Annotated in this window: 24 protein-coding genes and 1 riboswitch; of the genes, 23 read left to right on the top strand and 1 reads right to left on the bottom strand. The window is 63.0% G+C overall.

The window, feature by feature from the left end:
- Positions 1–15 precede the first annotated feature (15 nt).
- The 16 genes from NYE40_RS22290 (at position 16) to NYE40_RS22215 (ending at position 13344) form a co-directional block, all read left to right on the top strand.
- Complete coding sequence (locus NYE40_RS22290; protein ID WP_153784459.1) at positions 16–591, top strand: low molecular weight protein arginine phosphatase; 576 nt, start codon at positions 16–18, stop codon at positions 589–591.
- 203 nt (positions 592–794) lie between these two features.
- Positions 795–876, top strand: a riboswitch (ZMP/ZTP riboswitch).
- 121 nt (positions 877–997) lie between these two features.
- A complete protein-coding gene (locus NYE40_RS22285; RefSeq protein WP_153784458.1) occupies positions 998–1594 on the top strand; it encodes a TIGR01440 family protein in 597 nt (198 codons plus the stop codon).
- 42 nt (positions 1595–1636) lie between these two features.
- A complete protein-coding gene (gene glyA, locus NYE40_RS22280; RefSeq protein WP_028598960.1) occupies positions 1637–2884 on the top strand; it encodes a serine hydroxymethyltransferase in 1248 nt (415 codons plus the stop codon).
- Positions 2885–3095: 211 nt separating this feature from the next.
- Complete coding sequence (upp, locus tag NYE40_RS22275) at positions 3096–3725, top strand: uracil phosphoribosyltransferase (protein WP_028598961.1); 630 nt, start codon at positions 3096–3098, stop codon at positions 3723–3725.
- Between the two features lie 23 nt (positions 3726–3748).
- Complete coding sequence (gene wecB / locus NYE40_RS22270; RefSeq protein ID WP_028598962.1) at positions 3749–4894, top strand: UDP-N-acetylglucosamine 2-epimerase (non-hydrolyzing); 1146 nt, start codon at positions 3749–3751, stop codon at positions 4892–4894.
- A 186-nt stretch (positions 4895–5080) separates the two neighbouring features.
- Positions 5081–5302: an AtpZ/AtpI family protein gene (locus NYE40_RS22265; protein WP_028598963.1), complete on the top strand. Its 222-nt coding sequence runs from the start codon at positions 5081–5083 to the stop codon at positions 5300–5302.
- Positions 5295–5675: an ATP synthase subunit I gene (locus tag NYE40_RS22260; RefSeq protein WP_028598964.1), complete on the top strand. Its 381-nt coding sequence runs from the start codon at positions 5295–5297 to the stop codon at positions 5673–5675. The genes NYE40_RS22265 and NYE40_RS22260 overlap by 8 nt, the downstream gene beginning before the upstream one ends.
- Positions 5676–5686: 11 nt before the next feature.
- Entirely contained in the window at positions 5687–6439 is a 753-nt protein-coding gene (atpB, locus tag NYE40_RS22255) for a F0F1 ATP synthase subunit A (RefSeq protein WP_028598965.1), read from the top strand.
- A gap of 98 nt (positions 6440–6537) precedes the next feature.
- Positions 6538–6750, top strand: a complete 213-nt coding sequence (atpE, locus tag NYE40_RS22250) for a F0F1 ATP synthase subunit C (RefSeq protein ID WP_021880553.1) — start codon at positions 6538–6540, stop codon at positions 6748–6750.
- A 94-nt stretch (positions 6751–6844) separates the two neighbouring features.
- Positions 6845–7327, top strand: coding sequence for a F0F1 ATP synthase subunit B (atpF, locus tag NYE40_RS22245; protein ID WP_101807618.1), 483 nt, complete (start codon positions 6845–6847; stop codon positions 7325–7327).
- Positions 7324–7872, top strand: a complete 549-nt coding sequence (locus NYE40_RS22240) for a F0F1 ATP synthase subunit delta (RefSeq protein WP_101807619.1) — start codon at positions 7324–7326, stop codon at positions 7870–7872. Before atpF ends, NYE40_RS22240 begins: the two co-directional genes overlap by 4 nt.
- 15 nt (positions 7873–7887) lie before the next feature.
- The gene (gene atpA, locus NYE40_RS22235) at positions 7888–9402 is read left to right on the top strand and encodes a F0F1 ATP synthase subunit alpha (RefSeq protein WP_028598968.1); all 1515 of its coding nucleotides are present in this window, start codon (positions 7888–7890) and stop codon (positions 9400–9402) included.
- A gap of 71 nt (positions 9403–9473) precedes the next feature.
- Positions 9474–10334: an ATP synthase F1 subunit gamma gene (gene atpG / locus NYE40_RS22230; protein WP_028598969.1), complete on the top strand. Its 861-nt coding sequence runs from the start codon at positions 9474–9476 to the stop codon at positions 10332–10334.
- Positions 10335–10412: 78 nt separating this feature from the next.
- Complete coding sequence (gene atpD, locus NYE40_RS22225; RefSeq protein ID WP_028598970.1) at positions 10413–11831, top strand: F0F1 ATP synthase subunit beta; 1419 nt, start codon at positions 10413–10415, stop codon at positions 11829–11831.
- A gap of 23 nt (positions 11832–11854) precedes the next feature.
- Positions 11855–12250, top strand: coding sequence for a F0F1 ATP synthase subunit epsilon (locus NYE40_RS22220; RefSeq protein ID WP_028598971.1), 396 nt, complete (start codon positions 11855–11857; stop codon positions 12248–12250).
- Between the two features lie 299 nt (positions 12251–12549).
- Positions 12550–13344, top strand: a complete 795-nt coding sequence (locus NYE40_RS22215) for a CpsB/CapC family capsule biosynthesis tyrosine phosphatase (RefSeq protein WP_028598972.1) — start codon at positions 12550–12552, stop codon at positions 13342–13344.
- Positions 13345–13431: 87 nt separating this feature from the next.
- Here NYE40_RS22215 and NYE40_RS22210 read toward each other — a convergent pair whose 3' ends face one another.
- The gene (locus NYE40_RS22210; RefSeq protein ID WP_043111315.1) at positions 13432–14229 is read right to left on the bottom strand and encodes a YheC/YheD family protein; all 798 of its coding nucleotides are present in this window, start codon (positions 14227–14229) and stop codon (positions 13432–13434) included.
- Between the two features lie 221 nt (positions 14230–14450).
- Between NYE40_RS22210 and NYE40_RS22205 the strand changes: the two genes are divergently transcribed.
- From NYE40_RS22205 to NYE40_RS22175, 7 genes are all read left to right on the top strand, one after another.
- On the top strand, positions 14451–14921 hold the full coding sequence (locus NYE40_RS22205) for a Dps family protein (RefSeq protein WP_028598974.1): 471 nt from the start codon (positions 14451–14453) through the stop codon (positions 14919–14921).
- A 230-nt stretch (positions 14922–15151) separates the two neighbouring features.
- Entirely contained in the window at positions 15152–16894 is a 1743-nt protein-coding gene (locus NYE40_RS22200) for a S8 family serine peptidase (RefSeq protein ID WP_052333247.1), read from the top strand.
- Positions 16895–17100: 206 nt separating this feature from the next.
- The gene (locus NYE40_RS22195; protein ID WP_028598975.1) at positions 17101–17358 is read left to right on the top strand and encodes a DUF1146 domain-containing protein; all 258 of its coding nucleotides are present in this window, start codon (positions 17101–17103) and stop codon (positions 17356–17358) included.
- A 360-nt stretch (positions 17359–17718) separates the two neighbouring features.
- Positions 17719–19140: a UDP-N-acetylglucosamine 1-carboxyvinyltransferase gene (murA, locus tag NYE40_RS22190; RefSeq protein ID WP_028598976.1), complete on the top strand. Its 1422-nt coding sequence runs from the start codon at positions 17719–17721 to the stop codon at positions 19138–19140.
- A 170-nt stretch (positions 19141–19310) separates the two neighbouring features.
- Entirely contained in the window at positions 19311–20768 is a 1458-nt protein-coding gene (locus NYE40_RS22185) for an efflux RND transporter periplasmic adaptor subunit (protein ID WP_127464416.1), read from the top strand.
- 119 nt (positions 20769–20887) lie between these two features.
- Positions 20888–21577, top strand: a complete 690-nt coding sequence (locus NYE40_RS22180; protein WP_052333271.1) for an ABC transporter ATP-binding protein — start codon at positions 20888–20890, stop codon at positions 21575–21577.
- Positions 21528–22709 carry an ABC transporter permease gene (locus NYE40_RS22175; RefSeq protein ID WP_028598978.1) on the top strand — a complete coding sequence of 394 codons (1182 nt, stop codon included), beginning with the start codon at positions 21528–21530 and terminating at the stop codon, positions 22707–22709. The genes NYE40_RS22180 and NYE40_RS22175 overlap by 50 nt, the downstream gene beginning before the upstream one ends.
- Positions 22710–22712 lie beyond the last annotated feature (3 nt).

The following is a 22712-nucleotide window of genomic DNA, read 5'->3' as shown; positions in this document are numbered from 1 at the left end:
GGAGGGGTGAATCCGATGAAACCGGTTCGCATCTTGTTCGTGTGCACAGGCAATACCTGCCGCTCGCCGATGGCCGAAGCGCTGCTTCGCGCCGAAGCCGCAGGCACAGGCATCGAGCTCGAGGTGCGCTCAGCCGGCGTGGCGGCCTCCGCGGGCATGTCGGTGTCGCGCCATGCGCGGGAGGCGCTGCGCCGTGCCGGCATCCAGCACGAAGGCTCGTCTTCCCCGGTGAGCGGAGAGCTGGTCCGCTGGGCAGACCTCATCCTCGCGATGACCGGCTCGCATCGCCGGACGCTGCTGCAAGCCTTCCCGCAAGCGGCGGACAAGCTGCATACGCTGCTGGAGTACGCCGCCGGCGATCGTTTGGCGGAGCTGGACCGGCTGTATGGGGAGCGCGAGCTGGAGCGCTCGCTCGGCAGGCCGCCGGAGCCGGAGCTGGAGCGGCGCATCGCGGAGCTGGAGCGGACGGTCCGCGGCGACATCGCCGATCCGTTCGGCGGCCCGCTGGAGGAGTACGAGGCCTGCGCGGCGGAAATCCGGCAGGCCGTGCGCGCCGTCCTGCGCCGGCTGAGCGAGGAGCGGCGGGACTGAGCCTGGGCGGCCCTCTCCCGGCTCGAAGCTTCCCCCGGCTGTCCCGCGAGCGGGCTTGGAACGAGCCCGCCCGAGCCGCTGCCGGCTGCTCGCGGAGCCTCGCGTCGCCGGCTCCGTCCGGAGCTCCGAAAGGCCGCTTCGCGGCCGCTCGCGAGCATTGACAGTCCGCTTTCCGATAGGCTATGATGAGGGCAAGCAACAACGGTTTCCGATGTGACTGGCGACGAAGTGGGTCCAACCACGATGGAGCATCGGAACATACGGCCGGTCGCCTGGGCAGAGAGCGTGTGCGCGATTTTTTCGCGCGCAGAGCTCTCTTTTCGTTTTTTCAGACCTCTCGTCTAAAGGGAGCCCGTTTCGGTATAATAGGACACGAACGGCATCCACGGTCAGGAGGGATAGCATCATGGACAGGAATGCAGCATCGCCGGAGGCGATCGCCTCCGGCGTCGAGACGCTGATCCGCGAGCTGGCGGCCGGCGGCCGGCTGCTGCCGGGACAGCTGCTCGTTTTCGGCGTCAGCACGAGCGAGGTGCTCGGCCGCCGCATCGGCACCTCCGGCAGCGGCGAGGCGGCCCGGGCCATTTTCGCGGGCATGGAGAGAGCTCGAGCCAATCTCGGCTTCGTGCCGGCGTTCCAGTGCTGCGAGCATCTCAATCGGGCGCTCGTGGTGGAACGGTCCGCCGCCGAGCGGTTCGGCCTGGAGCCGGTGAACGCCGTGCCGGTGCCCGGCGCGGGCGGCTCGATGGCCGCCCACGCGTTCCGCCGGCTGGCGGATGCCTGCCTGGTCGAATCGGTGCAGGCGCAGGCGGGCATCGACATCGGCGAGACGCTGATCGGGATGCATCTGAAGCGCGTCGCCGTGCCGGTCCGTCCTTCCGTACGGACGATCGGCGAGGCTCGCGTGACGATGGCGTACGCGCGGCCGAGGCTCATCGGCGGCCCGCGCGCGGTCTACGAGCTGCCGCCGGACGCCGGGACGGAGACGGGCAGCTGCGACTAGAGGGAAGCAATCATCATTTACCATAGGGAGGACTTATCGATCATGGACCAACTCCGCAAGCAAGACCCTGAAGTGCTCAAGGCAATGGGACTGGAGCTGAAGCGCCAGCGCGACAACATCGAGCTGATCGCATCCGAGAACATCGTCAGCGAGGCGGTGCTCGAGGCGATGGGCACCGTGCTCACCAACAAGTACGCCGAAGGCTACCCGGGCAAGCGCTACTACGGCGGCTGCGAGCATGTCGACATCGTCGAGGACATCGCGCGCGATCGCGCGAAGGAGCTGTTCGGCGCGGAGCATGCCAACGTGCAGCCGCACTCCGGCGCGCAGGCCAACATGGCCGTCTACCTTGCCGCCCTCAAGCCTGGCGACACCGTGCTCGGCATGAACCTCGCCCACGGCGGCCATCTGACCCACGGCAGCCCGGTCAACGCCTCCGGCCTCTACTACAACTTCGTCGCCTACGGCGTCCAGGAAGACAGCTTCACGATCAACTACGACGACCTGCGCAAGGCCGCCTTCAAGCATCGTCCGCGCATGATCGTCGCCGGCGCCAGCGCCTACCCGCGCATCATCGACTTCGAGAAGATCGGCCAGATCGCCAAGGACGTCGGCGCGCTGTTCTTCGTCGACATGGCCCACATCGCCGGCCTCGTGGCGGCGGGCCTGCATCCGAGCCCGGTGCCGCACGCGCACTTCGTCACGACGACGACGCACAAGACGCTGCGCGGACCGCGCGGCGGCCTCATCCTGACGACCAAGGCATGGGCGGCGGCGATCGACAAGGCCGTCTTCCCGGGCTCCCAGGGCGGACCGCTCATGCACATCATCGCGGCCAAGGCCGTCGCTCTCGGCGAGGCGCTGCAGCCGGAGTTCAAGACGTACGCGCAGAACGTCATCTCCAACGCCAAGGTGCTGTCCGAGGAGCTGATCGCCCGCGGCCACAACATCGTGTCCGGCGGCACGGACAACCATCTCATGCTGCTTGATACGCGCGGCTTGAACATCACCGGCAAGGAAGCCGAGCATGTGCTCGACTCCGTCGGCATCACCGTCAACAAAAACGCCATTCCGTTCGATCCGACGAGCCCGTTCGTCACGAGCGGCATCCGCATCGGCACGCCGGCGGCGACGACGCGCGGCATGGACGCCGACGCCATGCGCACGATCGCCGAGGTCATCGACCTGACGCTGCGCAGCCCGCAGGACGAGGCGGCGCTGGACAAAGCGCGCGGCCTCGTGCGCGATCTGACCGCGCGCTTCCCGCTCTATCCGAGCATCCAATACTAAAGCGGATCCGCTCCGCCGCAAGCCCCTTTTCCTTCCCGATCCAGCGGGAGGGAGGAGGGGCTGCTTCGGCATGCGGACGGCCCCGCTCCTTTTTGCCGGTTCGTGACGATGCTTGATGCGCCGCCCTGCTGGGAATGCTATAATAGTTGGGATTATGCCCCGGGACGCCGGGGACAAGCAAATTCAAGCGAATACCAGGAGGGCAACCCCCATGAGCAATCTGGTCGTCTGTGACCATCCACTCATTCAGCACAAGCTGACGTTCATCCGCGACAAGGACACCAAGACAAAAGACTTCCGAGAGCTTGTCGACGAGGTCGCCACATTGATGGCGTACGAGATTACGAGGGACATGCCGCTCGATACGATCACGGTCGAGACGCCGGTCGCGACGGCCCAGTCCAAGGTGCTGTCCGGCCGCATGCTCGGCATCGTGCCGATCCTGCGCGCAGGCCTCGGCATGGTCGACGGCATCCTCAAGCTGATTCCTGCCGCCAAGGTGGGGCATATCGGATTGTCGCGCGACCATGAGACGCTCCAGCCGACCGAATATTATATGAACCTTCCGACCGACGCCACGGAACGGCTGCTCATCGTCGTCGACCCGATGCTCGCTACGGGGGGCTCGGCCAACGCGGCGATCGGCTCGCTCAAGAAGCGCGGCTGCACGCAGATCAAGCTGATGGTGCTGATCGCCTCGCCGGAAGGCGTGCGCGCCGTCCAGGAGGCTCATCCCGACGTGGACATCTACGCCGCCGCCGTCGACGAGAGGCTCAATGAGCTGGGCTACATCATCCCGGGGCTCGGAGATGCCGGAGACCGGATGTTCGGCACGAAATAATTTTCTGATGGGAGAGGTATAAGTTGGACAAGCTGAAAGTGATGACCATATTCGGGACGCGTCCCGAGGCCGTCAAGATGGCGCCGCTCGTGCTGGAGCTTCAGAAGCATCCCGAGCAGATCGAGTCGATCGTATGCGTCACCGCGCAGCATCGCCAGATGCTTGACCAGGTGCTGGAGCTGTTCCGCATCGAGCCCGACTACGACCTCAACGTGATGAAGGACCGCCAGACGCTGACGGAGACGACAGTCCGCGTGCTCGAAGGACTCGAGCCGGTGCTGCGCGAGTCGCAGCCGGATATCGTGCTGGTCCACGGCGATACGCAGACGACGTTCCTGGCCAGCTATGCGTCGTTCCTGCAGCAGATCCAGGTCGGCCATGTCGAAGCGGGGCTTCGCACCTGGAACAAGATGTCTCCGTATCCGGAGGAGATGAACCGTCAGCTGGCCGGCGTGCTGTCGGACGTGCATTTCGCGCCGACGGAGTGGTCCGCAGGCAATCTCCGCAAGGAGAACAAGTCCGAGGCGTCGATCTACGTCACGGGCAACACGGCGACGGACGTCTTCCAGTATACGGTCGACCCTGCCTTTACCCATCCGATGCTGGAATGGGCGGCCGGCAAGCGTCTGATCCTCATGACCGCGCATCGCCGCGAGTCGCTTGGAGAGCCGCATCGCAGCATCTTCCGGGCGGTGAAGCGCATCGCTGACGAGTTCGACGACATCGCGATCGTCTACGCCGTGCATCCGAATCCGGCCGTGCGCGAGCCCGCGCAGGAAATTCTCGGCGATCATGAGCGCATCCGCCTGATCGAGCCGCTTGACGTATTTGAATTCCATAATTTCTATCCTCACGCGTACATGATCCTCACGGATTCCGGCGGCATGCAGGAGGAGGCGCCGAGCTTCGGCGTGCCGACGCTCGTGCTGCGCGATACGACGGAGCGTCCCGAAGGGATCGAGGCCGGCACGCTGGAGCTGGTCGGCACGGACGAGAGCCGCGTCTACGATCGGACGAGAGCGCTGCTGACCGACAGGGGAACGTACGAGCGCATGAGCCAGGCCGCCAATCCGTACGGAGACGGGGCGGCGTCGGAGCGGATCGTGCGCGCGATCCTGCATCATTTTGGCAGGGGCGAGCGGCCCGATGCGTTCACACAACGTTCATAGTTTTTGCGAGGCGGCGGTCAAGTCCAACAACAGCCTAGCATACAGTTCTACTGTATGGTTTGGAAGTTCGCCAAATCCCGTCAAATCAACGTTTTTTATCCCAAGTTCACGGAAAGTTTGCTATTATCAAAATTGACAAACCTTCGGCGGCTTGGATAAAATGATGAAGGTTGATGGGGGACACTCATGACCAAAAAGGGCAAGGGAGAGGACCCGCTGAAGGCGCTTGCGCTTGTCGGCGCTCTCGGAATCGACGTGGCGATCTGCACGCTGATCGGCTACTGGCTTGGAGCAAGGTTCGGAGGAACTCCGGGATGGATCATCGCGGGGGTTTTGACGGGGCTTGCGGCAGGCATCGTTTCGGTCGTCTTCATTGTAAGAAAGGTTTTGGAGGACAGCAATGAATGAAGTGCTCAAGATGACCAGGTCCGTCGTCGTGCTGCTCTTCGCCATCAGTCTGCTGATCTGGGGCATCGTTCCCGATTGGCGCGCGGCGGCGGCCGGATGCATGCTTGGCATCGCAGCAGGATCGTTCAACGCCTTTCTCCTGCGCAGGCGCGTGGATTGGATCGGTGTCATGGCTCAAGGGGACAAACCCCGCCGTGCCGGAACGGGCATGGCCGGCAGGCTCGCGATGGTGCTGCTCGCCGTCATGATCGCCTACCGCTATCCCGAAGACATCAGTCTCCCCGCTACACTGGCTTCATGTTTTGCGGTGCCTTTTGTCATACTGGTATGCGCTTTCTTCAAGCTTGGCCGACCACGCAGTGGAAAGGGGTGAAACATTAAGGTATGCACAAATTTCCGATTTACACTTGGAATGGAATCGACTTCGATTTATCGGCCATCATTGCGATTACGATCTCGGCCATCCTGACGTTTGTGTTGGCTAGGCTGCTCACGCGCAAGCTGTCGGTTGCCAATCCGTCCAAAACACAGAACTTCATGGAATGGGCCGTGGATTTTGTCCATTCGACGATCGCAAGCACGATGCCGCTCAATCGGGTTCGGCCCTTCCTCGGCCTTGGCTTGACGCTTATCCTGTTCATTTTCATCTCGAACCTGCTCGGTCTTCCATTTGGCATCGTGACGTACGTCCATGAGCCGATGCTCGGCATCACGGCCGACGACATCGCGCATGGACATGCCGAACTCGCTTGGTGGAAATCTCCGACAGCAGACTTGTCCGTCACTTCCGGGCTTGCGCTGATCGTGTTCCTGCTGGTCCATTTCCTGGGCATGAAGCAAAACACCAAACATTATTTCCAGCATTACTTCAAGCCTTACCCGATTTTCTTCCCGCTGAACATCATCGAGACGATCGCGAAGCCGGTCACGCTGGCTCTTCGTCTGTTCGCCAACATCTTCGCGGGCGAGGTGCTGATCTCCACCATCCTCATGCTTGGCGTTATCGGTACGCCGTTCATGATTGCATGGCAGGGCTTCAGTATATTCGTAGGCGCCATCCAGGCGTTCCTGTTCACGATCCTCACCATGGTGTACATCTCGCAAGCCGCCATCCATGACGATGACGGCGCGCACTAGATCCGCAGCAGTTCGTGCTGGACGCGAGGCAATTCGCCCGCTCGTTCGGTGTTAGACATATTCCACTCACTACCCAATTCAGAGGAGGATTTTAAACAATGGAAGTATTGGCAGCAGCTATCGCAGTTGGTCTGGGCGCAGTAGGCGCAGGCGTAGGTAACGGTCTGATCGTCAGCAAAACGGTAGAAGGCATCTCCCGCCAGCCGGAAGCAGCAAGCAAGCTGCAAACGACGATGTTCATCGGCGTAGGTATCGTCGAGGTCGTGCCGATCATCGGCGTCGTTATCGGCTTCCTCGCGTTCTTCAGCTAATTTCAAGAAACCTATTCGTATGGCGGGGAAGGCCAATTGCCCTCCACGCCTTCGTTTTAATTGAGTGTGAAATGCATGTGAAAGGAGTGCCGTTATGGATTGGAAATGGACGTCTTTTGTATACGCGATCGTGGCGTTTCTCATTCTTTACTGGCTTCTGAACCGATACGCTTTCAAACCGTTGTTCTCCATCATGGAGCAGCGCCGCCAGATGGTGCTTGAGCAGATGAACGCTGCGGAGAACAGCCGCAAGGAAGCTTCCGCCGAAATGGAAGCGCAGAAGCAAGCGCTGGCGCAAGCCCGCCAGGAAGCGAACGAGATCATCGAGAAAGCCCGCATCACCAGCACGAAGCAGGCCGACGGCATCGTCGACACCGCCCGTGCCGAAGCGGCCCGCCTCAAGGAAGAGGCCGTGCGCGACATCGAGAGCGAGAAGAACAAGGCCATCGCTTCCCTGCGCAGCGAAGTAGGCAGCATCTCCGTCGCGATCGCTTCCAAGATCGTGGAGAAGCAGATCGACGAGAAATCGCAAGAGCAGATCGTTGATCGCTATCTGAAAGAAGTCAGCAGCAAATGAGCCGCGACAACGTCATCGCGAAAAGATATGCGCAGGCGCTGTACGAAGTCGCGGGCACTCAAGGGATCGTTTCCGAGGTGCGCCAGCAGCTGCAGCTTGTCTCCGAGGCGCTGAACGGCGACGCGGACGTGCTGCGCTTCCTCGGCACTCCAGGCATCGAAGCCTCCGAGAAAACGGAGCTCGTCAAAAAAGCGATCGGGGACCGCGTGTCCTCTATTGTTCTGAATATCGTCACGCTGCTCATCGAGCGCGGCCGCTACGCGGCCATCGGCGAGGTGTATGCGGCCTACAGCCGGATCGCGGACAAGGCATCCGGCGAATCGCGCGCCACGATCTATACGGCCCTCCCGCTGTCGGCGGTTGAGCTTTCCAAAGTCGTTCAGCAGTTCAGCTCCCTGTCGGGCAGCCGGATCATCGGCGAGCAGGTCGTAGATCCATCCCTGATCGGCGGCGTGAAGGTGCGCATCGGCGACAAGATTTACGATGGCTCTCTCTCCGGCAAGCTGGAGCGGCTGAGCAAGCAAATGAATTCCCAAGCACTGTAGACAGGGGTGAAGAAGTTGAGCATCAGACCTGATGAAATCAGCACGCTGATCAAGCAGCAGATCGAACAATATAAATCCGACATCCAAGTAGAGGAAGTCGGCACGGTCATTCAAGTCGGCGACGGCATTGCGCGCGTCCACGGCCTGGAAAACGCGATGGCGGGCGAACTTCTCGAGTTCGCGAACGGCGTCGTGGGCATGGCACTCAACCTCGAGGAAAGCAACGTCGGCGTCGTCATCCTCGGACCTTACACGGACATCCGCGAAGGCGACACGGTAAAGCGTACCGGCCGCATCATGGAAGTGCCGGTAGGCGAAGCGCTTCTGGGCCGCGTCGTCAACGCGCTGGGCCAGCCGCTCGACGGCAACGGACCGATCGCTACGACGGCGACTCGTCCGGTCGAATCGCCGGCTCCTGGCGTCATGGCTCGTAAGTCCGTCTTTGAGCCGATGCAGACCGGCATCAAGGCGATCGACGCGATGATCCCGATCGGACGCGGCCAGCGCGAGCTCATCATCGGCGACCGCCAAACGGGCAAAACGCAAATCGCGATCGATACGATCGTCAACCAAAAAGGAAACGGCGTCATCTGCATCTACGTGGCTATCGGCCAAAAGCAATCGACCGTCCGTACGGTCGTCGAGTCCCTCCGCCGCCAAGGCGCGCTGGACTACACGATCGTCGTTACGGCGAGCGCATCCGAGCCGTCCCCGATGCTCTACATCGCTCCGTACACGGGCTGCTCCATGGGCGAGTACTTCATGTACAACGGCAAGCATGTCCTCGTCATCTACGATGACCTGTCCAAGCAAGCCGCCGCTTACCGCGAGCTGTCCCTGCTGCTCCGCCGTCCGCCGGGCCGCGAGGCTTACCCGGGCGACGTCTTCTACCTGCACTCCCGCCTGCTGGAGCGCGCGGCCAAGCTGAACGACGAGCTCGGCGGCGGTTCCCTGACGGCGCTGCCGTTCATCGAGACCCAAGCGGGCGACATCTCCGCCTATATCCCGACAAACGTCATCTCCATCACGGACGGCCAGATCTTCCTGGAGTCGGACCTGTTCTACTCCGGCCAGCGTCCGGCGGTCAACGTCGGCAACTCGGTATCCCGCGTAGGCTCCTCCGCCCAGACCAAGGCGATGAAAAAGGTTGCCGGCACGCTCAAGCTTGACCTCGCCCAGTACCGCGAGCTGGCGGCATTCGCCCAATTCGGCTCCGATCTGGACAAAGTCACGAAATCCCGTCTGGACCGCGGCGAACGCACACTGGAAATCCTGAAGCAAGGCATCAACCAGCCTATGCCTCTGGAGCGCCAGGTCGTGTCGCTGTACACGGTCACGCGCGGCCTCGTGGACGACATTCCGGTTCAGGACGTCCGCCGCTTCGAAGGCGAGCTGCTCAGCTTCATGGATGCCAACAAGCCGGAAATCCTGGCGTCCATCCGCGATACGAAAGACCTCAACCCCGACAACGAGAAGGCTCTTGCAGCGTCCATCCAGGAGTTCAAGAAAGGCTTCTCCCGCTCGGTCTAATAGCTAGGAACGATGATGCCGGTCCATGTCCGGGCTCGGACATGGACCGATAAGTAAGGTGGTGACTACCAATGGCAAAAGGCATGCGGGAGATCAAGCGCTCGCTCAAGAGCAAGCAGAATATGAAGCAGATCACCAAAGCGATGGAAATGGTCGCTGCGGCGAAGCTTCGCCGCGCGCAGGAGGCGGCATTATCGGCTCGTCCATACACCGACAAGATCCGTGAAGTCGTCTCCAGCATCGCCGCTGGCGCAGGCAGCATCCGGCATCCTATGCTGCAGACTCGCGAAGTGAAGCGCACCGCTTACCTGATCATCACGTCGGACCGCGGTCTCGCGGGCGGCTACAACATCAACGTACTGCGCAAGCTGATGGGCACGATCGCCGACAAGCACCGGTCCAAGGACGAGTACGAAGTTCTCGTCGTCGGCCGCAAAGGCAGCGCCTATCTGAATCGCCGGGGCATCAACATCGCCGAGGAAGTGACGGGCATCTCGGACTCTCCGAAATATGGGGACATCAAGCCGGTCGCTTACAAAGCGGTGCAGGGCTTCGAGGATGGACGCTACGACGAGGTCTATATCGTCTACAACCGTTTCCTCAATGCCATCTCCCAGGTTCCGACGATGAAGAAGCTGCTTCCGCTGAGCTCCGACGAGTTCACCGGCGCTGCGGCGCAGTACGAATACGAGCCGGACGCGGAGTCCGTGCTCAGCGTCCTGCTGCCGAAATATGCCGAGACGGTCGTGTACAGCGCGATCCTCGAAGGCAAGGCGAGCGAGTTCGGCGCCCGGATGACGGCAATGGGCAACGCGACGAAAAACGCGACGAAGCTCATCGGCGAGCTTACGCTCTCCTACAACCGCGCCCGTCAGGCCGCGATCACCCAAGAGATCGCCGAGATTGTCGGCGGCGCCAGCGCCCAGCAATAAGAAACAGCCGATTTGGAGCAGGCTGCGGCCTGCTCGCCGCATAGACATGCAACTATCTTTACTACAGGAGGGACCCCCATGAGCAACGGTCGCGTTGTCCAGGTACTGGGGCCGGTCGTCGACGTTGAGTTCGACAACGGCCATCTGCCTGAAATCTTGAACGCCATTAAGATTGAACAAAAAGCTCAGAGCGCTTCCGAGCAGGACGTGAAGCTGACTCTCGAAGTGGCCACCCACCTCGGGAACAACACGGTCCGCTGTGTCGCCATGTCCTCCACGGACGGCCTCGTGCGCGGAACGGCTGCCATCGATACCGGAGCTCCGATCACGGTTCCGGTTGGACCGGCCACGCTCGGCCGCGTCTTCAGCGTCGTCGGCGATCCGATCGACGGCAACGGCGATGTGGACCGTAGCGTAGCGCTGCCGATCCACCGTCAGGCACCGGCATTCGAAGAGCTCTCCACCCAGCAGGAAATTCTGGAAACCGGCATCAAGGTCATCGACCTGATGGCTCCGTACGCCAAAGGCGGCAAAGTCGGCCTGTTCGGCGGCGCGGGCGTCGGCAAGACCGTTACGATGCAGGAGCTTATCCACAACATCGCATCCGAGCACGGCGGCATCTCCGTCTTCGCCGGCGTCGGCGAGCGTACTCGTGAAGGCAATGACCTGTACCACGAGATGAGCGACTCCGGCGTCATTGAAAAGACGGCGATGGTATTCGGCCAGATGAATGAGCCTCCAGGCGCGCGTCTGCGCGTAGCCCTGACAGGCCTGACGATGGCGGAGTACTTCCGCGATCAAGAGAACCGCGACGTGCTTCTGTTCGTCGACAACATCTTCCGCTTCACGCAAGCGGGCTCCGAAGTATCCGCCCTGCTCGGCCGCATGCCGTCCGCGGTAGGCTACCAGCCGACGCTGGCAACCGAGATGGGCCAGCTTCAAGAGCGCATCACTTCGACCAAAAACGGCTCCGTCACGTCGATCCAGGCGATCTACGTGCCTGCCGATGACTACACCGACCCGGCTCCTGCGACGGCGTTCGCCCACTTGGACTCGACGACCAACCTGGAGCGCAACATCGCCGCCATGGGCATCTTCCCGGCCGTCGACCCGCTGGCTTCGTCCTCGCGCGTCCTGACGCCGGAAATCGTCGGCGAAGAGCACTATCAAGTGGCTCAAAGCGTGAAGAAGCTTCTTCAGCGCTACAAAGAGCTGCTCGACATCATCGCCATCCTCGGCATGGACGAGCTCTCCGAGGAAGACAAGCTCGTCGTCCTTCGCGCCCGTCGCGTCCAATTGTTCCTGTCGCAGCCGCTTCACGTTGCCGCGGCGTTCAACGGCATTCCGGGCCTCTCGGTACGGATTCAGGATACGGTTCGCGGCTTCAAGGAAATTCTTGAAGGCAAGCATGACGATCTTCCTGAGCCGGCCTTCCACAACGTCGGAACGATCGAAGACGCCGTTGCCAAGGCGAAGAAACTCGCTCAAGAGGTTTAATCCTCGGCGGATGGAGGGATCGTATGAGCACCTTACTGCTTGAAATTGTAACGCCTGAGCGGACGGTCTATGCCAAGGACGTCAATATGGTCATTCTTCGCGGCGTCGAGGGCGAGATGGGCATCCTGCCTCATCACGTCCCGACGGTAACCCCGCTGAAGATCGCCGCCGTCGTGGCGAAGATCGGCGGCAAAGAGGAGAAGATCGCCGTCAGCGGCGGCTTCGCCGAAATCCGTCATGAAAAGGTCGTCATTCTCGCCGAAAGCGCCGAGCTTCCGGATGAGATCGACCTCGACCGTGCCCAGCTGGCCAAAAAGCGCGCCGAGGATCGTCTCCGCGGCCGCAAGGACGAGGTGGATTTCCGCCGCGCCGAAATGGCTTTGCAGCGTGCGATGAACCGGATCAGCCTGCGCGGCTGATGCTCCGGATCGATTTAAAGCCCAGTCTCCGTTCAAGGAGACCGGGCTTTTTTTTCATGCCGTCGATCGAACGGAATCTGGGGATAAACGAATGGTCATGGGGATGGAATGGGAGTGGAATGTGAATAACGAGTGGATATGTGGATAAGTTGTTCGCATCCCTCCTTTTATTGAGGATAACCCTGTGAATATCCTGTGAATAGAAATCGAATTTCGAAAAATGAAGCCTAGGCAGGATGACGATCGTCTAGGGTTGAATGAATAGGGAGCCAATTCATGGGAAAGAGGGGCATGAACCGATGATCGACATCCATACGCACATCCTGCCCGGCATCGATGACGGTGCGCGTCACCGGGAGCATTTGCTGGAGCTGGCGGAGGCCGCAGTGGAGGAAGGCATTACCGACGTGATCGCGACCCCTCATCATGCCAACGGCGTCTACTGGAATCCAGCCTCCCGCGTGAAGGAGCTCCTGCAAGAGTCCCAGGCGGTTTTAGAGGCGCATGGGCTGCCTTTGCGCCTGCATCCCGGACAGGAGATTCGCGTCCACGGCGAGCTGCTCGACCACTTGGAGGCAGGCGAGCTGCTGACGCTGGCAGGCACGCCTTATCTGCTGCTGGAGATGCCGGCCGAGGAGATGCCTGCCGAGATGCTCGAGCTCGTCTACGAGCTGACGCTGCTCGGCATCCGTCCGGTCATCGCCCATCCCGAGCGGAACCTCGAGGCGCTGCGCGAGCCGCGCAAGCTGGAGGAGCTGATCGCGCTCGGAGCATGGACGCAGGTGACGACGCATTCCCTTCTGGGCCTTTACGGCAAGACGTTCGAAAAAGGCGCGTGGTCGCTCGTGCGGAACGGACTGATCCACCTCGTCTCGTCCGATGCCCATCATGCCCGCCGGCGCGGGTTCAAGCTCGCCGATGCGTACTCGCTGCTGGAGACCAGGCTCGGGAGGCCGGCGCGGCTTTATTTCGAAGGGAATGCCCGGGCCTTGCTCGCGGGAGAGGAGCTGGCGCCTTCCGGCGACATGCTCGCCGAAACAAAAGCAGCAGCCGGCAAAGGGCTGCTGAAGGGCTGGTTCGGACGCAGAAGCTAGGGCTGGGGCAATAGAAGAGGAAGCAGGAAAACGGGGCCGGCCGCGAGCAAGCACGGTCAAGAATGCCGCCGGTCGCAGCCGAAACGGCTAGTCGTCGTAGCGGCCATAGCTGCGGGCGAAGCTCGCCATTCGATTGTAGGCGGCCCGGTCGAGCTTTTTCACCGGTCTGAACTGGGGATGGTTCGTATTGACCTCGAGCACCCACAGCTTCTTGCTGCGGTCGATGGCGAAGTCGATGCCCATTTCATGCATGCCCTTGTAGCGGCGAGACAGCGAGCGGCTGACCGCGAGCGCCTTGCGCTCGATCAGGTCGGTGTTGGCCCTGGCGGCGGAGGCCGGCAGTCCTTGCATCTCCCACAGGCTGGACAGCATGACGAGCTTCGCGCCTTGATGGACATTCGTCACGATCTTCGAAGGAGAGGCGATCTTGGCCGTGAAGGCGGTGCAGGTCCAGGGGCCTTTCGGCCGTCGCTGCACCATCGCGCGCAGATCATAGGGCCTGCCTTCGACTTGATCGAGCGGTATGCCGCGCTGGATGAGCAGCTTCTTGCCCGACTTCCGCCGCTTCAGATGCCGATAGACGGCGTCGATCGTGCGAAAGCTGCGCGTGGTCTGCTTGCGCGACAGGACGGAGGCGAGCTCGTAGTCTCCGGACGCGGTGCGGCGCAGGCGATGGACGCCCATGCCGAGCGAGCCGATATTCGGCTTGATATAGAGCATTTCGTAGCGGGAGGCCATTTGAGTCAGCCGCTCGAGCGAGAAAGGCTTCGCGGCCGGAACAAGTCCAGCCGTCGCCGGATCCTTTTTCAGCATGCGGCTGACCCGCAGCTTGCCCCAGAGAGCGCGGGATTTATATCGTTTGACATACTTCTTGACGGATGGCATGCGGGTCACCTCCCCTTACCTTATGAAGGGCGGGCGGGGGAGAATTGTGCGAATGGCGCGATGACAGAAAAAGGGCTCGGGCCGCATAAGGGAGCGCGCGCAAGCGCAACCTGAAAGAGATGGGCCGCGCTGTTTGTTTGTTCGCGGACAAGGGTAAAGAAACCGTAGATGCTTCTCCGCAAGCAAGCCTGATTGCCAAAGCGAGAAAGGGGAAAACGACAATGGCTACTTCATCCGCAAGCCGCGCCGCAAAAGCAAACGTCAAGACGCAGGAGGCGCTGAACAAGCAAGTCGCCACGCTCGGCGTCCTTTATATGAAGCTTCACTCGTTCCACTGGAACGTGACCGGACCGAACTTCTATACGCTGCATGTCAAATTCGAGGAGCTGTACAACGCCGTGACGCTCATGTTCGACGAAGCGGCGGAGCGCCTGATCGCGATCGGCGGCAAGCCGGTCTCGACGATGAAGGGCATGCTGTCGCAGTCCGCGATCAAGGAAGCGACGGAAAAAGAAGATGCGGACGCGATGGTGCGCGCCGTCATCGACGACTTCGCGACGATCGCCTCGGAGATGAAGGAGGCGGCGGAAGCGGCGGAAAAAGAAGACGATGCCGCGACGGCCGACATTCTGACGGGCATGGTCGAGCAGCTCGACAAGCATCGCTGGATGCTGGAGAAATTCCTCGGCTGATCCGTTTCCCGGCAGCCGAACGATGAAGCCCCTGCGCCCCCGCGCGCAGGGGCTTGTTTCGTTTCGTCCGGGCCTTGCCGCTGTCTGCGGGCGAGCGGAAAGCGACCGGAGAAGAGGAAATCGGCTGTGCGAAAGCGAATGAGTAGAGAGTGGAATTCCCGGTTTCCGGCGGAAGGGATAGAAGCGCGGCTTCGTCATAGGATAGATACAGAGCAAAGGATTTGAGGCTCATGAATAGATGGCATATCCTCGCGGCGACGCTTCGCCGCAAGCGGCTGGCCGCCGTGGCGTCCGCCGTCTTCCTGACGTCCGTGCTCGGCGCGGGGCCCGCGCACCCGAACGAACCGGTTCGGGTGCTAAGCGCGCGGAGCGCATCCCCGGCGGAAGCGGCGGCGACGGGACCGGCGGGAGCAAGTCCGGCAGCGGCCGCGCAAAAGGAGCAGCAGGCCTATCTTCGTCAGATCGGAGCGCTTGAGGTCCAGTCCGCCAGGAAGCAGTCGAGCGGTCTGACGGTCGCGATCGTCGATACGGGCGTCGATCTGCAGCATCCGGCCTTGAAAGGGCGCCTGCTGCCGGGCGTCAACCTGCTGCAGCCGGGCAAGCCGCCGCAAGACGACAACGGCCACGGCACGAGCGTGGCTGGCGTCGTAGCGGCGCTGCTGCCGCAAGCGAAGCTGCTGCCGGTGAAGGCGCTCGACGAGAACGGCTACGCGGAGGAGCGCGGGCTCGGCGAGGGCATCCGCAAGGCGCTGGACAAAGGAGCTCGCATCGTCGTGCTGTCCGTCGGGCTGTATCATTCTTCGCCCTATATGGCCGATATCGTCAATCGCGCGGAGCGGACGGGCGTGCTGCTCGTCGCGGCGGCCGGCAACGACATGCAGCGGTTCGGCGGCAAGACGACGGTCAAATATCCGGCCGCCTACCCGACCGTGCTCGCTGTCGGAGGCGTCGCTGCGGACGGAGCTCCGGAAAGGCGCTCGAGCCGCGGCAGCGAGATCGACGTCGCCGGGGCGTGGCGCGTCTTTACGGCGCAGCTGGGCGGCGGGTACCGCTACGAGGAAGGCACGTCCATGGCCGCTCCGCAGGCGGCCGCGGCGGCCGCCCTGCTGTGGAGCAAATACCCGGCGCTCAAGCCTTACGAGATCCGCTCGTTCCTGCGCCAGACGACGAAGGATACGCTGCCGGCCGGCTTCGATCGTGCGACCGGCTACGGACTGCTGCGGATGGACCAGTCGCTTGGCGGCAAGTACAAGGCCGATCCGCATGAGCCGAACGATACCCGCGCGCTGGCGGCGGCGCTGCCGCTCGGCAAGCAGCTGTCCGCGGAGCTGGCGGGGGGCGGGGATCGCGACTGGTACGTCCTCGACTGTCCGCATGACGGCAGCGTCAAGCTGCGGCTGCAGCAGCTTCTCTCTCCGGACGCCGCTCCGGCGCCGCTCGACGTTCTGCTGGAGCAGGACGGGGGCACGGTTGAAAAAAAACTTGCCGCCAGCAACAACGTGCTCGTCTGGCGCGTCAAGAAAGGAGCGAACCGGCTGCGCATCCAGCTGCAAGGCGCCGGCATGGAAAAAGCGGCTCCTTATTTGCTGAGCAGCGTATTTTCCATGCGTCCGGACGACGGGGAGCCGAACGGCAGCGCCGAGGAGGCGACCGCGCTTCCGGACCGCAGCCAGACGGTGAAGGCGACCTTCCACGAAACGGGCGACTCCGACTGGTACAAGATCCAGGTTCAAAAGGAGGGCAGGCTCCGCCTTCAGCTCGAGCCCGGCACGATGCGGATGGACCCGGCCTTCGCCTACCGCCGCGCCGGATCGCCGGAGACGGCGGTCGACGAGGCAGGGGAAGGTGCCGCGGAGGCCTCCGCTTCGATCCGCGTCTCTCCAGGCACTTATTATGTGCGCGTCTGGGATGCCGCGGAGCTTCCCTATGCGCCGCCCGAAGGCTATTACACGCTGTCGATCGAGCGGAGCTGAGCCCGCCGGGCGCGGAGGCGCGGGGAGCCGGCCAAGCGCTTCAGGAAGGCTGCCCTGCTGCCGATGACTATAGGGAGCCGATCCGATGGAGCGCCTGGCGGAACGACAGATTCCTGCTGCGAAGGGCAGCAGGGGTTATTGCAATGTCGATCGATTTGTCAAGATGCATATTTTACCGTTTATCGGTATGGAATCGGGGTTATTAAATGAACAGCAATCAGGGAATCAGAGAGGCGTTCACCTCGCTCGGGCTCGTCGGCCTGTTCTCCATCCTCGTCACGATCCTCAGCATCCTGCTGGCCTGGTATCTGCTGCAGGAGCTGAAGCTCGACACTTGGTTCAAGCATCCGCGCGGTCCAAGGGCGCGCGTGCTGATCGCGGTGCTCGCCGTCATCCTCGGCCATCAGTTCGCGCGCTTCATCCTCGATTACTGGTCCTGGACGAACATGCTCAAGCTGATCTAGGCCGGAGCGCTTGCCAGCTCCGCTCTTCGCATAAGCCGGGGAGCGATTGCAGACACTAAGCTCAAAACACGGTCCGAAAAGAAAAGCGGCTCCCGAATGCTATAAGCTGCAGCAGACAAATTTCGATCTTCTTCTCCGGAAGGAGCCAAGAACGGCCCGCTGCAAATTAAACCTTGTCGATTTCTGTAGACGAGTGTTAATATGGTCTGTGGTATTCTGGGTTATACTCGTCCTTTTAACCGGAATTCCCTCTGAATCCCAATGAGGAATCAGCAACGCCCGTCACTCGAATCGAACTTCAATCCTGATTCAAATAGAAGAAACGCATGAAGAAAATGCAGCGTCCGGAGGGAACGGTATATGAGCAAAATTGTCGTTAGAGGAGGCCGCAGGCTGGAAGGAACGGTGCGCGTCCACGGAGCTAAAAATGCGGTGCTGCCGATTCTGGCCGCCTCCCTACTCGCCACGGAAGGAGAAAGCGTCATTTGCGACGTTCCCCTCCTCGATGATGTCCTGACGATCCGCCAGGTGCTGGAGACGCTCGGCGCAACAGCGGTCATCGGAGAAGACTGCATGACGATCTCGGCCGAACGGCTGACCTCCTGCGAAGCTCCGTACGAATGGGTCAGCAAGATGAGGGCTTCGTTCCTCGTCATGGGTCCGCTGCTTGCCCGGCTCGGCAAGGTCCGCATCTCGATGCCCGGCGGCTGCGCCATCGGCACGCGTCCGATCGACCAGCATCTCAAGGGCTTTGAAGCGATGGGGGCGGAAATCACGATCGGTCAGGGCTTTGTCGAAGCATCCGCGCCGGACCGCCTGAAAGGCGCCAAGATCTACCTCGACGTCGCCAGCGTAGGCGCGACGGAAAACATCATGATGGCGGCGGCTCTCGCCGAGGGCACGACAACGCTGGAAAATGCCGCCAAGGAGCCCGAGATCGTCGATCTCGCGAACTACCTCAATGCGATGGGCGCGCGCGTGCGCGGCGCCGGCACGGGCATGATCCGCATCGAAGGCGTCGAGAAGCTCGTCGGCGCTCGCCATCACGTCATTCCGGACCGCGTGGAGGCCGGCACGTTCCTGATCGCCGCGGCGATCACCGGCGGCGACGTCTTTGTCGAAGGCGCGATCAGCGACCATCTGGGGCCGGTCATCGCCAAGCTGCAGGAGATGGGCGTCCAGCTGACCGAAGAAGATACGGGCATCCGCGTCACCGCCGGCCGCCCGCTGCGCGGCGTCGACGTCAAGACGCTCCCGCATCCGGGCTTCCCGACCGACATGCAGTCGCAGATGATGGCGCTGCTGCTCGTATCCGAGGGCACGTCGGTCGTCACGGAGACGGTGTTCGAGAACCGCTTCATGCATGTGGACGAATTCCGCAAAATGAACGCCAACATCAAGGTGGAAGGCCGATCGGCCATCATCACCGGCGGCGTGCCGCTGTACGGCGCCAAGGTGACGGCGACCGACCTGCGCGCCGGAGCGGCGCTCATCTGCGCCGGACTCGTCGCCGACGGCGAGACGGAGGTCGGCGGCTTGCATCACGTGGACCGCGGCTACGTCGACATCGCCGGCAAGCTGGCCGCGCTCGGCGCGGACATCCGCCGCACGGAGCCGGTCGAGCCCGCTCAGGAGCTACTCGAGCCGATCGTTCTTCCGTCGCTGCGCGAGCCGGCCGAGACCGAAGAAGTTCAGGTCGCCGCGGCGGCCGCATCGGAGGAAGACAGCTACAAGGCCGAGCAGGAAGTGGCGATCGAGGACGTGGAAGCGACGCTGGCTTGACCGTTTCGTTTAGCGGCCGCCGAGCAGCGCCTCTCGCAGGCGCGGCGCGTGAAGGCCGACAGAGATAAAGGGAGTGGAGCGCCGGTTGCCGGGGCTCTTTTTTTACGTTCATTTTCGGTTCATTTGCCTATGCTACGCTTCCCCGTGTGAGGAAGGGGAGGAGTGGCGAAGTGAGAAAATGGATGGTTGTGCTTGGAGTGCTCATTCTGGCGGGCGGAGGCTACGCCTATTATGCCTATCGCTCTCAGGATCAGGCACCCGCCGCGGCAGCGGCGACAGCCCGCACCGTGCAGGCGACGCAGGGCAGCATCGAGACGAGCGTATCGGGTAGCGGCACGGTGGCGGCGGCCGATCCGACCGTCGTGCGCACGGGCCGCCAAGGCACCGTGGAGAAGGTGCTCGTCCAGGAAGGCGACGAGGTGAAGGCCGGCCAGACGCTGCTGACCTTTGAAAAGAAGGACAATGCGCTGAGCATTCGCCAGAAGCAGCTGGAGCAGTCCAAGCAGGAGCTGTCGCTGCAGCAGCTGAAAATCCAGTATTGGCAAGAGGGCGACGAGGACAAGCAGGACGAGCTGATGCTGCAGATCGACAGCGCCAAGCTGTCGCTCGAGCAGCTCGCAGCGGACATCGCCGACTTGCAGGCGGAGCAAAATGCCGACGGCAAGGTCGTCGCTCCTGCAGCGGGCACGGTGACGTCGGTCGCGGTCGAAGCCGGCCAGGAGGTGAACGGCAGCGTCGAGGCGGTGACGCTGACCGACTACAGCGAGCTGACGTTCACGATGAGCGCGGATGAGCTGGACGTGCCGAAGCTGAAGGCTGGCCAGCCGGCGGAAATCGTGCTGAACGCGCTGCCGGACGAGACGTTCGAGGGCGAGATCACGGAAATCGCCCGCGCAGGGACGTCCAGCAACGGCGTCGCCTCGTACCCGGTGACGATCCGCATGACCCGTCTGGACGGCGTGCTGGCCGGCATGTCCGGCTCGGTCAAGATCGTGACGGAATCGGCGGACAACGCCGTGCTCGTCCCGGTGGACGCCGTCGTGACGATGGCCGGCAAATCGTATGTGCGCGTGCCGGCGAGCGGAACGGATGCGGCCGCGGGCGGCGCCGGAGCTGCTGGAGCCGACGGCGCTTCCGGCCAAGGCCAAGGCCAAGGCCAGGGCCAGTGGCAGGGGCAGCGCGGCGAGCGTCCGGCCGGAAGCGGCCAAGGACAGACGGGGACCGGAGCGGCAGGACAAGCCGGAGCGGCAGGCCAGCCTGGGGCGGCAGGGCAAGCTGGATCGGCAGGGCAAGTCGGAGCGGCAGGCCAGTCTGGAACGGCGGCCGGCCAGTCCGGCAGCAATCGCGCCAATCGAATGGCGCTCGGCGGCCAGCTGCAGGAGGTCGAGGTCGGCCTCATCAGCGAGGACTATGCGCAGATCGTCTCCGGCCTGTCCGCGGGCGACTCGGTGCTCGTGCCGTTGCCGACCGGCACGGTCGGCGGCTCGACCGGGCAATCCACGCAGCAGGGCGGCTTCGGCGCAGGAGGAGGCTTCGGCGGCGGAGCGGCCGGATTCGGCGGCGGCATGCCGGGCGGCATGGGCGGCGGAGGCGGCTTCGCCGGCGGCATGGGCGGAGGCCGCAACTGATGGGGCGCGGGCGAAGAACGGCCGCTGCGCACGGCGACGTATCGCTGACGGCGACGCTGCCGCCAAGCTCGGAGAGGGCTCCGCTCATCTCCATCCGCGACGTGCGCAAAAGCTACCGGATGGCCGGCGAGGAGGTGCCGATTTTGAAGGGAGTCGATCTGGAGGTGATGGCGGGCGATTTCCTCGCGATCATCGGCCCGTCCGGCTCCGGCAAGTCGACGCTGATGAACGTCATCGGCTGCCTCGATACCCCGACCTCCGGCAGCTATAAGCTGGACGGCCAGGAGGTCGGCGGGCTGAGCGAGAACCGGCTGGCCGAGGTGCGCAACCGGGGCATCGGCTTTATTTTTCAGAGCTTCCACCTGCTCCCCCGGATGACGGCCCGCGAAAACGTGGAGCTGCCGCTCATCTACCGGGGCTTGTCCGGCAAGGAGAGGCGGGAAGCGGCCGAAGCGGCGCTGGCCAAGGTCGGCCTCGCCGACCGGATGGACCATCGGCCGAACCAGCTGTCCGGCGGCCAGATGCAGCGGGTGGCGATCGCGCGGGCGCTGGCCGGGCATCCGCCGATCCTGCTCGCCGACGAGCCGACGGGCGCGCTCGACACGAAGACCGGCGCGGAGGTGCTCGGACTTGTGCAGGAGCTGAACCGGCAGGGCCATACGATCGTGCTCATCACGCATGATCTGGACGTCGCGGCCAAGGCCGGACGCATCGCGTTCATGAAGGACGGTCTGCTGACGGAGGAAGGAGGGGACGCGCGTGAAGCTTTCGCAAGGCATCCGCATGGCCTGGAGCAGCATTCTCGCTAACAAGCTTCGCACGGCGCTGTCGATGCTCGGCATCCTGATCGGCGTCGCGACCGTCATCTCGCTCGTGGCGATGGGCCAAGGCTCGGCCAACGAGGTGAGCGCGCAGCTGCAGGGCCTCGGCACGAACATGCTGTCGGTGAACGTCACCGGCCGCGGCAGCAGCACGACGCTGACTCTTCCGCAGGCGGAGACGCTCGGCGACGGGATCGACGGGATCGACGGCCTGTCGCCGACGGTCAGCGGAAGCGCGGCCGCGCGCTACGGCAGCGTGCAGACGGAGTCGTCCGTCACCGTCGAAGGCGTGACGCCCGATTACGAGGACGTGCAGGACTTCCACCCGCAGGAGGGACGATTCATCGCGCCGCTCGATCTGGAAGCTTACAGCAAGGTGGCGCTGCTCGGCATCGACACGTCGGAGGAGCTGTTCGGCCCCGGCGTCAGCCCGGTCGGCGAGACGATCCTGCTCAGCGGCGTGAAGTACAAGGTCGTCGGCCTGCTGGAGCCGAAGGGCACGTCGCTCGGCGCTTCGAACGACGAGAAGATCCTCGTGCCGATCACGACGGCGCAGCGGCTGTTCCAGTCGGAGGGCGTGCGGACCGTCGCGGTCAAGGCGGCCTCGGAGGAGACGATGGACGCGGTGACGGCGGCGCTGGAGGCGAAGCTGTCGGCTATTTTCCGGGGCAATACGAACAGCTACCGCATCACCAACTCGGAGGAGCTGAAGGAGACCGCCACGTCCGTGTCGAAAACGATGTCCACGATGATGGCCGGCGTGGCCGCCATCTCGCTGCTCGTCGGCGGCATCGGCATCATGAACATCATGCTCGTGTCGGTGACCGAGCGCACGCGCGAGATCGGCATCCGCAAAGCGCTCGGCGCGCGCAAGCGGGACGTGCTGTTCCAGTTTCTCGTCGAGGCGGCCTCAATCAGCAGCCTCGGCGGCGCGCTCGGCATCGCGGCGGCGTTCGGCGCGGCCGCCATCATGGAGCGGACCGGCACCGCCACGCAGATCGAGTCCGACATCGTGCTTTATTCGTTCGTCTTCTCCGCGCTCGTCGGCATTGTGTTCGGCTTGTTCCCCGCCAACAAGGCGGCTTCCCTCAAGCCGGTCGACGCGCTGCGCCATGACTGACCG

The organism is Paenibacillus sp. FSL W8-1187 (assembly GCF_037965485.1).
In the GTDB taxonomy this organism is placed as follows: domain Bacteria; phylum Bacillota; class Bacilli; order Paenibacillales; family Paenibacillaceae; genus Paenibacillus_O; species Paenibacillus_O pasadenensis.
The sequence above is the reverse complement of the archived record's forward strand: the minus strand, read 5'-3'. Positions and strand labels throughout refer to the sequence as shown.

What these genes read in the sequence shown, in the direction of transcription:
- NYE40_RS22290 (WP_153784459.1), top strand. Translation starts at nt 16, where the DNA reads ATGAAACCGGTTCGCATCTTGTTCGTGTGCACAGGCAATACCTGCCGC.
- NYE40_RS22285 (WP_153784458.1), top strand. Translation starts at nt 998, where the DNA reads ATGGACAGGAATGCAGCATCGCCGGAGGCGATCGCCTCCGGCGTCGAG.
- glyA (WP_028598960.1), top strand. Translation starts at nt 1,637, where the DNA reads ATGGACCAACTCCGCAAGCAAGACCCTGAAGTGCTCAAGGCAATGGGA.
- upp (WP_028598961.1), top strand. Translation starts at nt 3,096, where the DNA reads ATGAGCAATCTGGTCGTCTGTGACCATCCACTCATTCAGCACAAGCTG.
- NYE40_RS22265 (WP_028598963.1), top strand. Translation starts at nt 5,081, where the DNA reads ATGACCAAAAAGGGCAAGGGAGAGGACCCGCTGAAGGCGCTTGCGCTT.
- NYE40_RS22260 (WP_028598964.1), top strand. Translation starts at nt 5,295, where the DNA reads ATGAATGAAGTGCTCAAGATGACCAGGTCCGTCGTCGTGCTGCTCTTC.
- atpB (WP_028598965.1), top strand. Translation starts at nt 5,687, where the DNA reads ATGCACAAATTTCCGATTTACACTTGGAATGGAATCGACTTCGATTTA.
- atpE (WP_021880553.1), top strand. Translation starts at nt 6,538, where the DNA reads ATGGAAGTATTGGCAGCAGCTATCGCAGTTGGTCTGGGCGCAGTAGGC.
- atpF (WP_101807618.1), top strand. Translation starts at nt 6,845, where the DNA reads ATGGATTGGAAATGGACGTCTTTTGTATACGCGATCGTGGCGTTTCTC.
- NYE40_RS22240 (WP_101807619.1), top strand. Translation starts at nt 7,324, where the DNA reads ATGAGCCGCGACAACGTCATCGCGAAAAGATATGCGCAGGCGCTGTAC.
- atpG (WP_028598969.1), top strand. Translation starts at nt 9,474, where the DNA reads ATGGCAAAAGGCATGCGGGAGATCAAGCGCTCGCTCAAGAGCAAGCAG.
- atpD (WP_028598970.1), top strand. Translation starts at nt 10,413, where the DNA reads ATGAGCAACGGTCGCGTTGTCCAGGTACTGGGGCCGGTCGTCGACGTT.
- NYE40_RS22220 (WP_028598971.1), top strand. Translation starts at nt 11,855, where the DNA reads ATGAGCACCTTACTGCTTGAAATTGTAACGCCTGAGCGGACGGTCTAT.
- NYE40_RS22215 (WP_028598972.1), top strand. Translation starts at nt 12,550, where the DNA reads ATGATCGACATCCATACGCACATCCTGCCCGGCATCGATGACGGTGCG.
- NYE40_RS22210 (WP_043111315.1), bottom strand. Translation starts at nt 14,229, where the DNA reads ATGCCATCCGTCAAGAAGTATGTCAAACGATATAAATCCCGCGCTCTC.
- NYE40_RS22205 (WP_028598974.1), top strand. Translation starts at nt 14,451, where the DNA reads ATGGCTACTTCATCCGCAAGCCGCGCCGCAAAAGCAAACGTCAAGACG.
- NYE40_RS22200 (WP_052333247.1), top strand. Translation starts at nt 15,152, where the DNA reads ATGAATAGATGGCATATCCTCGCGGCGACGCTTCGCCGCAAGCGGCTG.
- NYE40_RS22195 (WP_028598975.1), top strand. Translation starts at nt 17,101, where the DNA reads ATGAACAGCAATCAGGGAATCAGAGAGGCGTTCACCTCGCTCGGGCTC.
- murA (WP_028598976.1), top strand. Translation starts at nt 17,719, where the DNA reads ATGAGCAAAATTGTCGTTAGAGGAGGCCGCAGGCTGGAAGGAACGGTG.
- NYE40_RS22180 (WP_052333271.1), top strand. Translation starts at nt 20,888, where the DNA reads ATGGCCGGCGAGGAGGTGCCGATTTTGAAGGGAGTCGATCTGGAGGTG.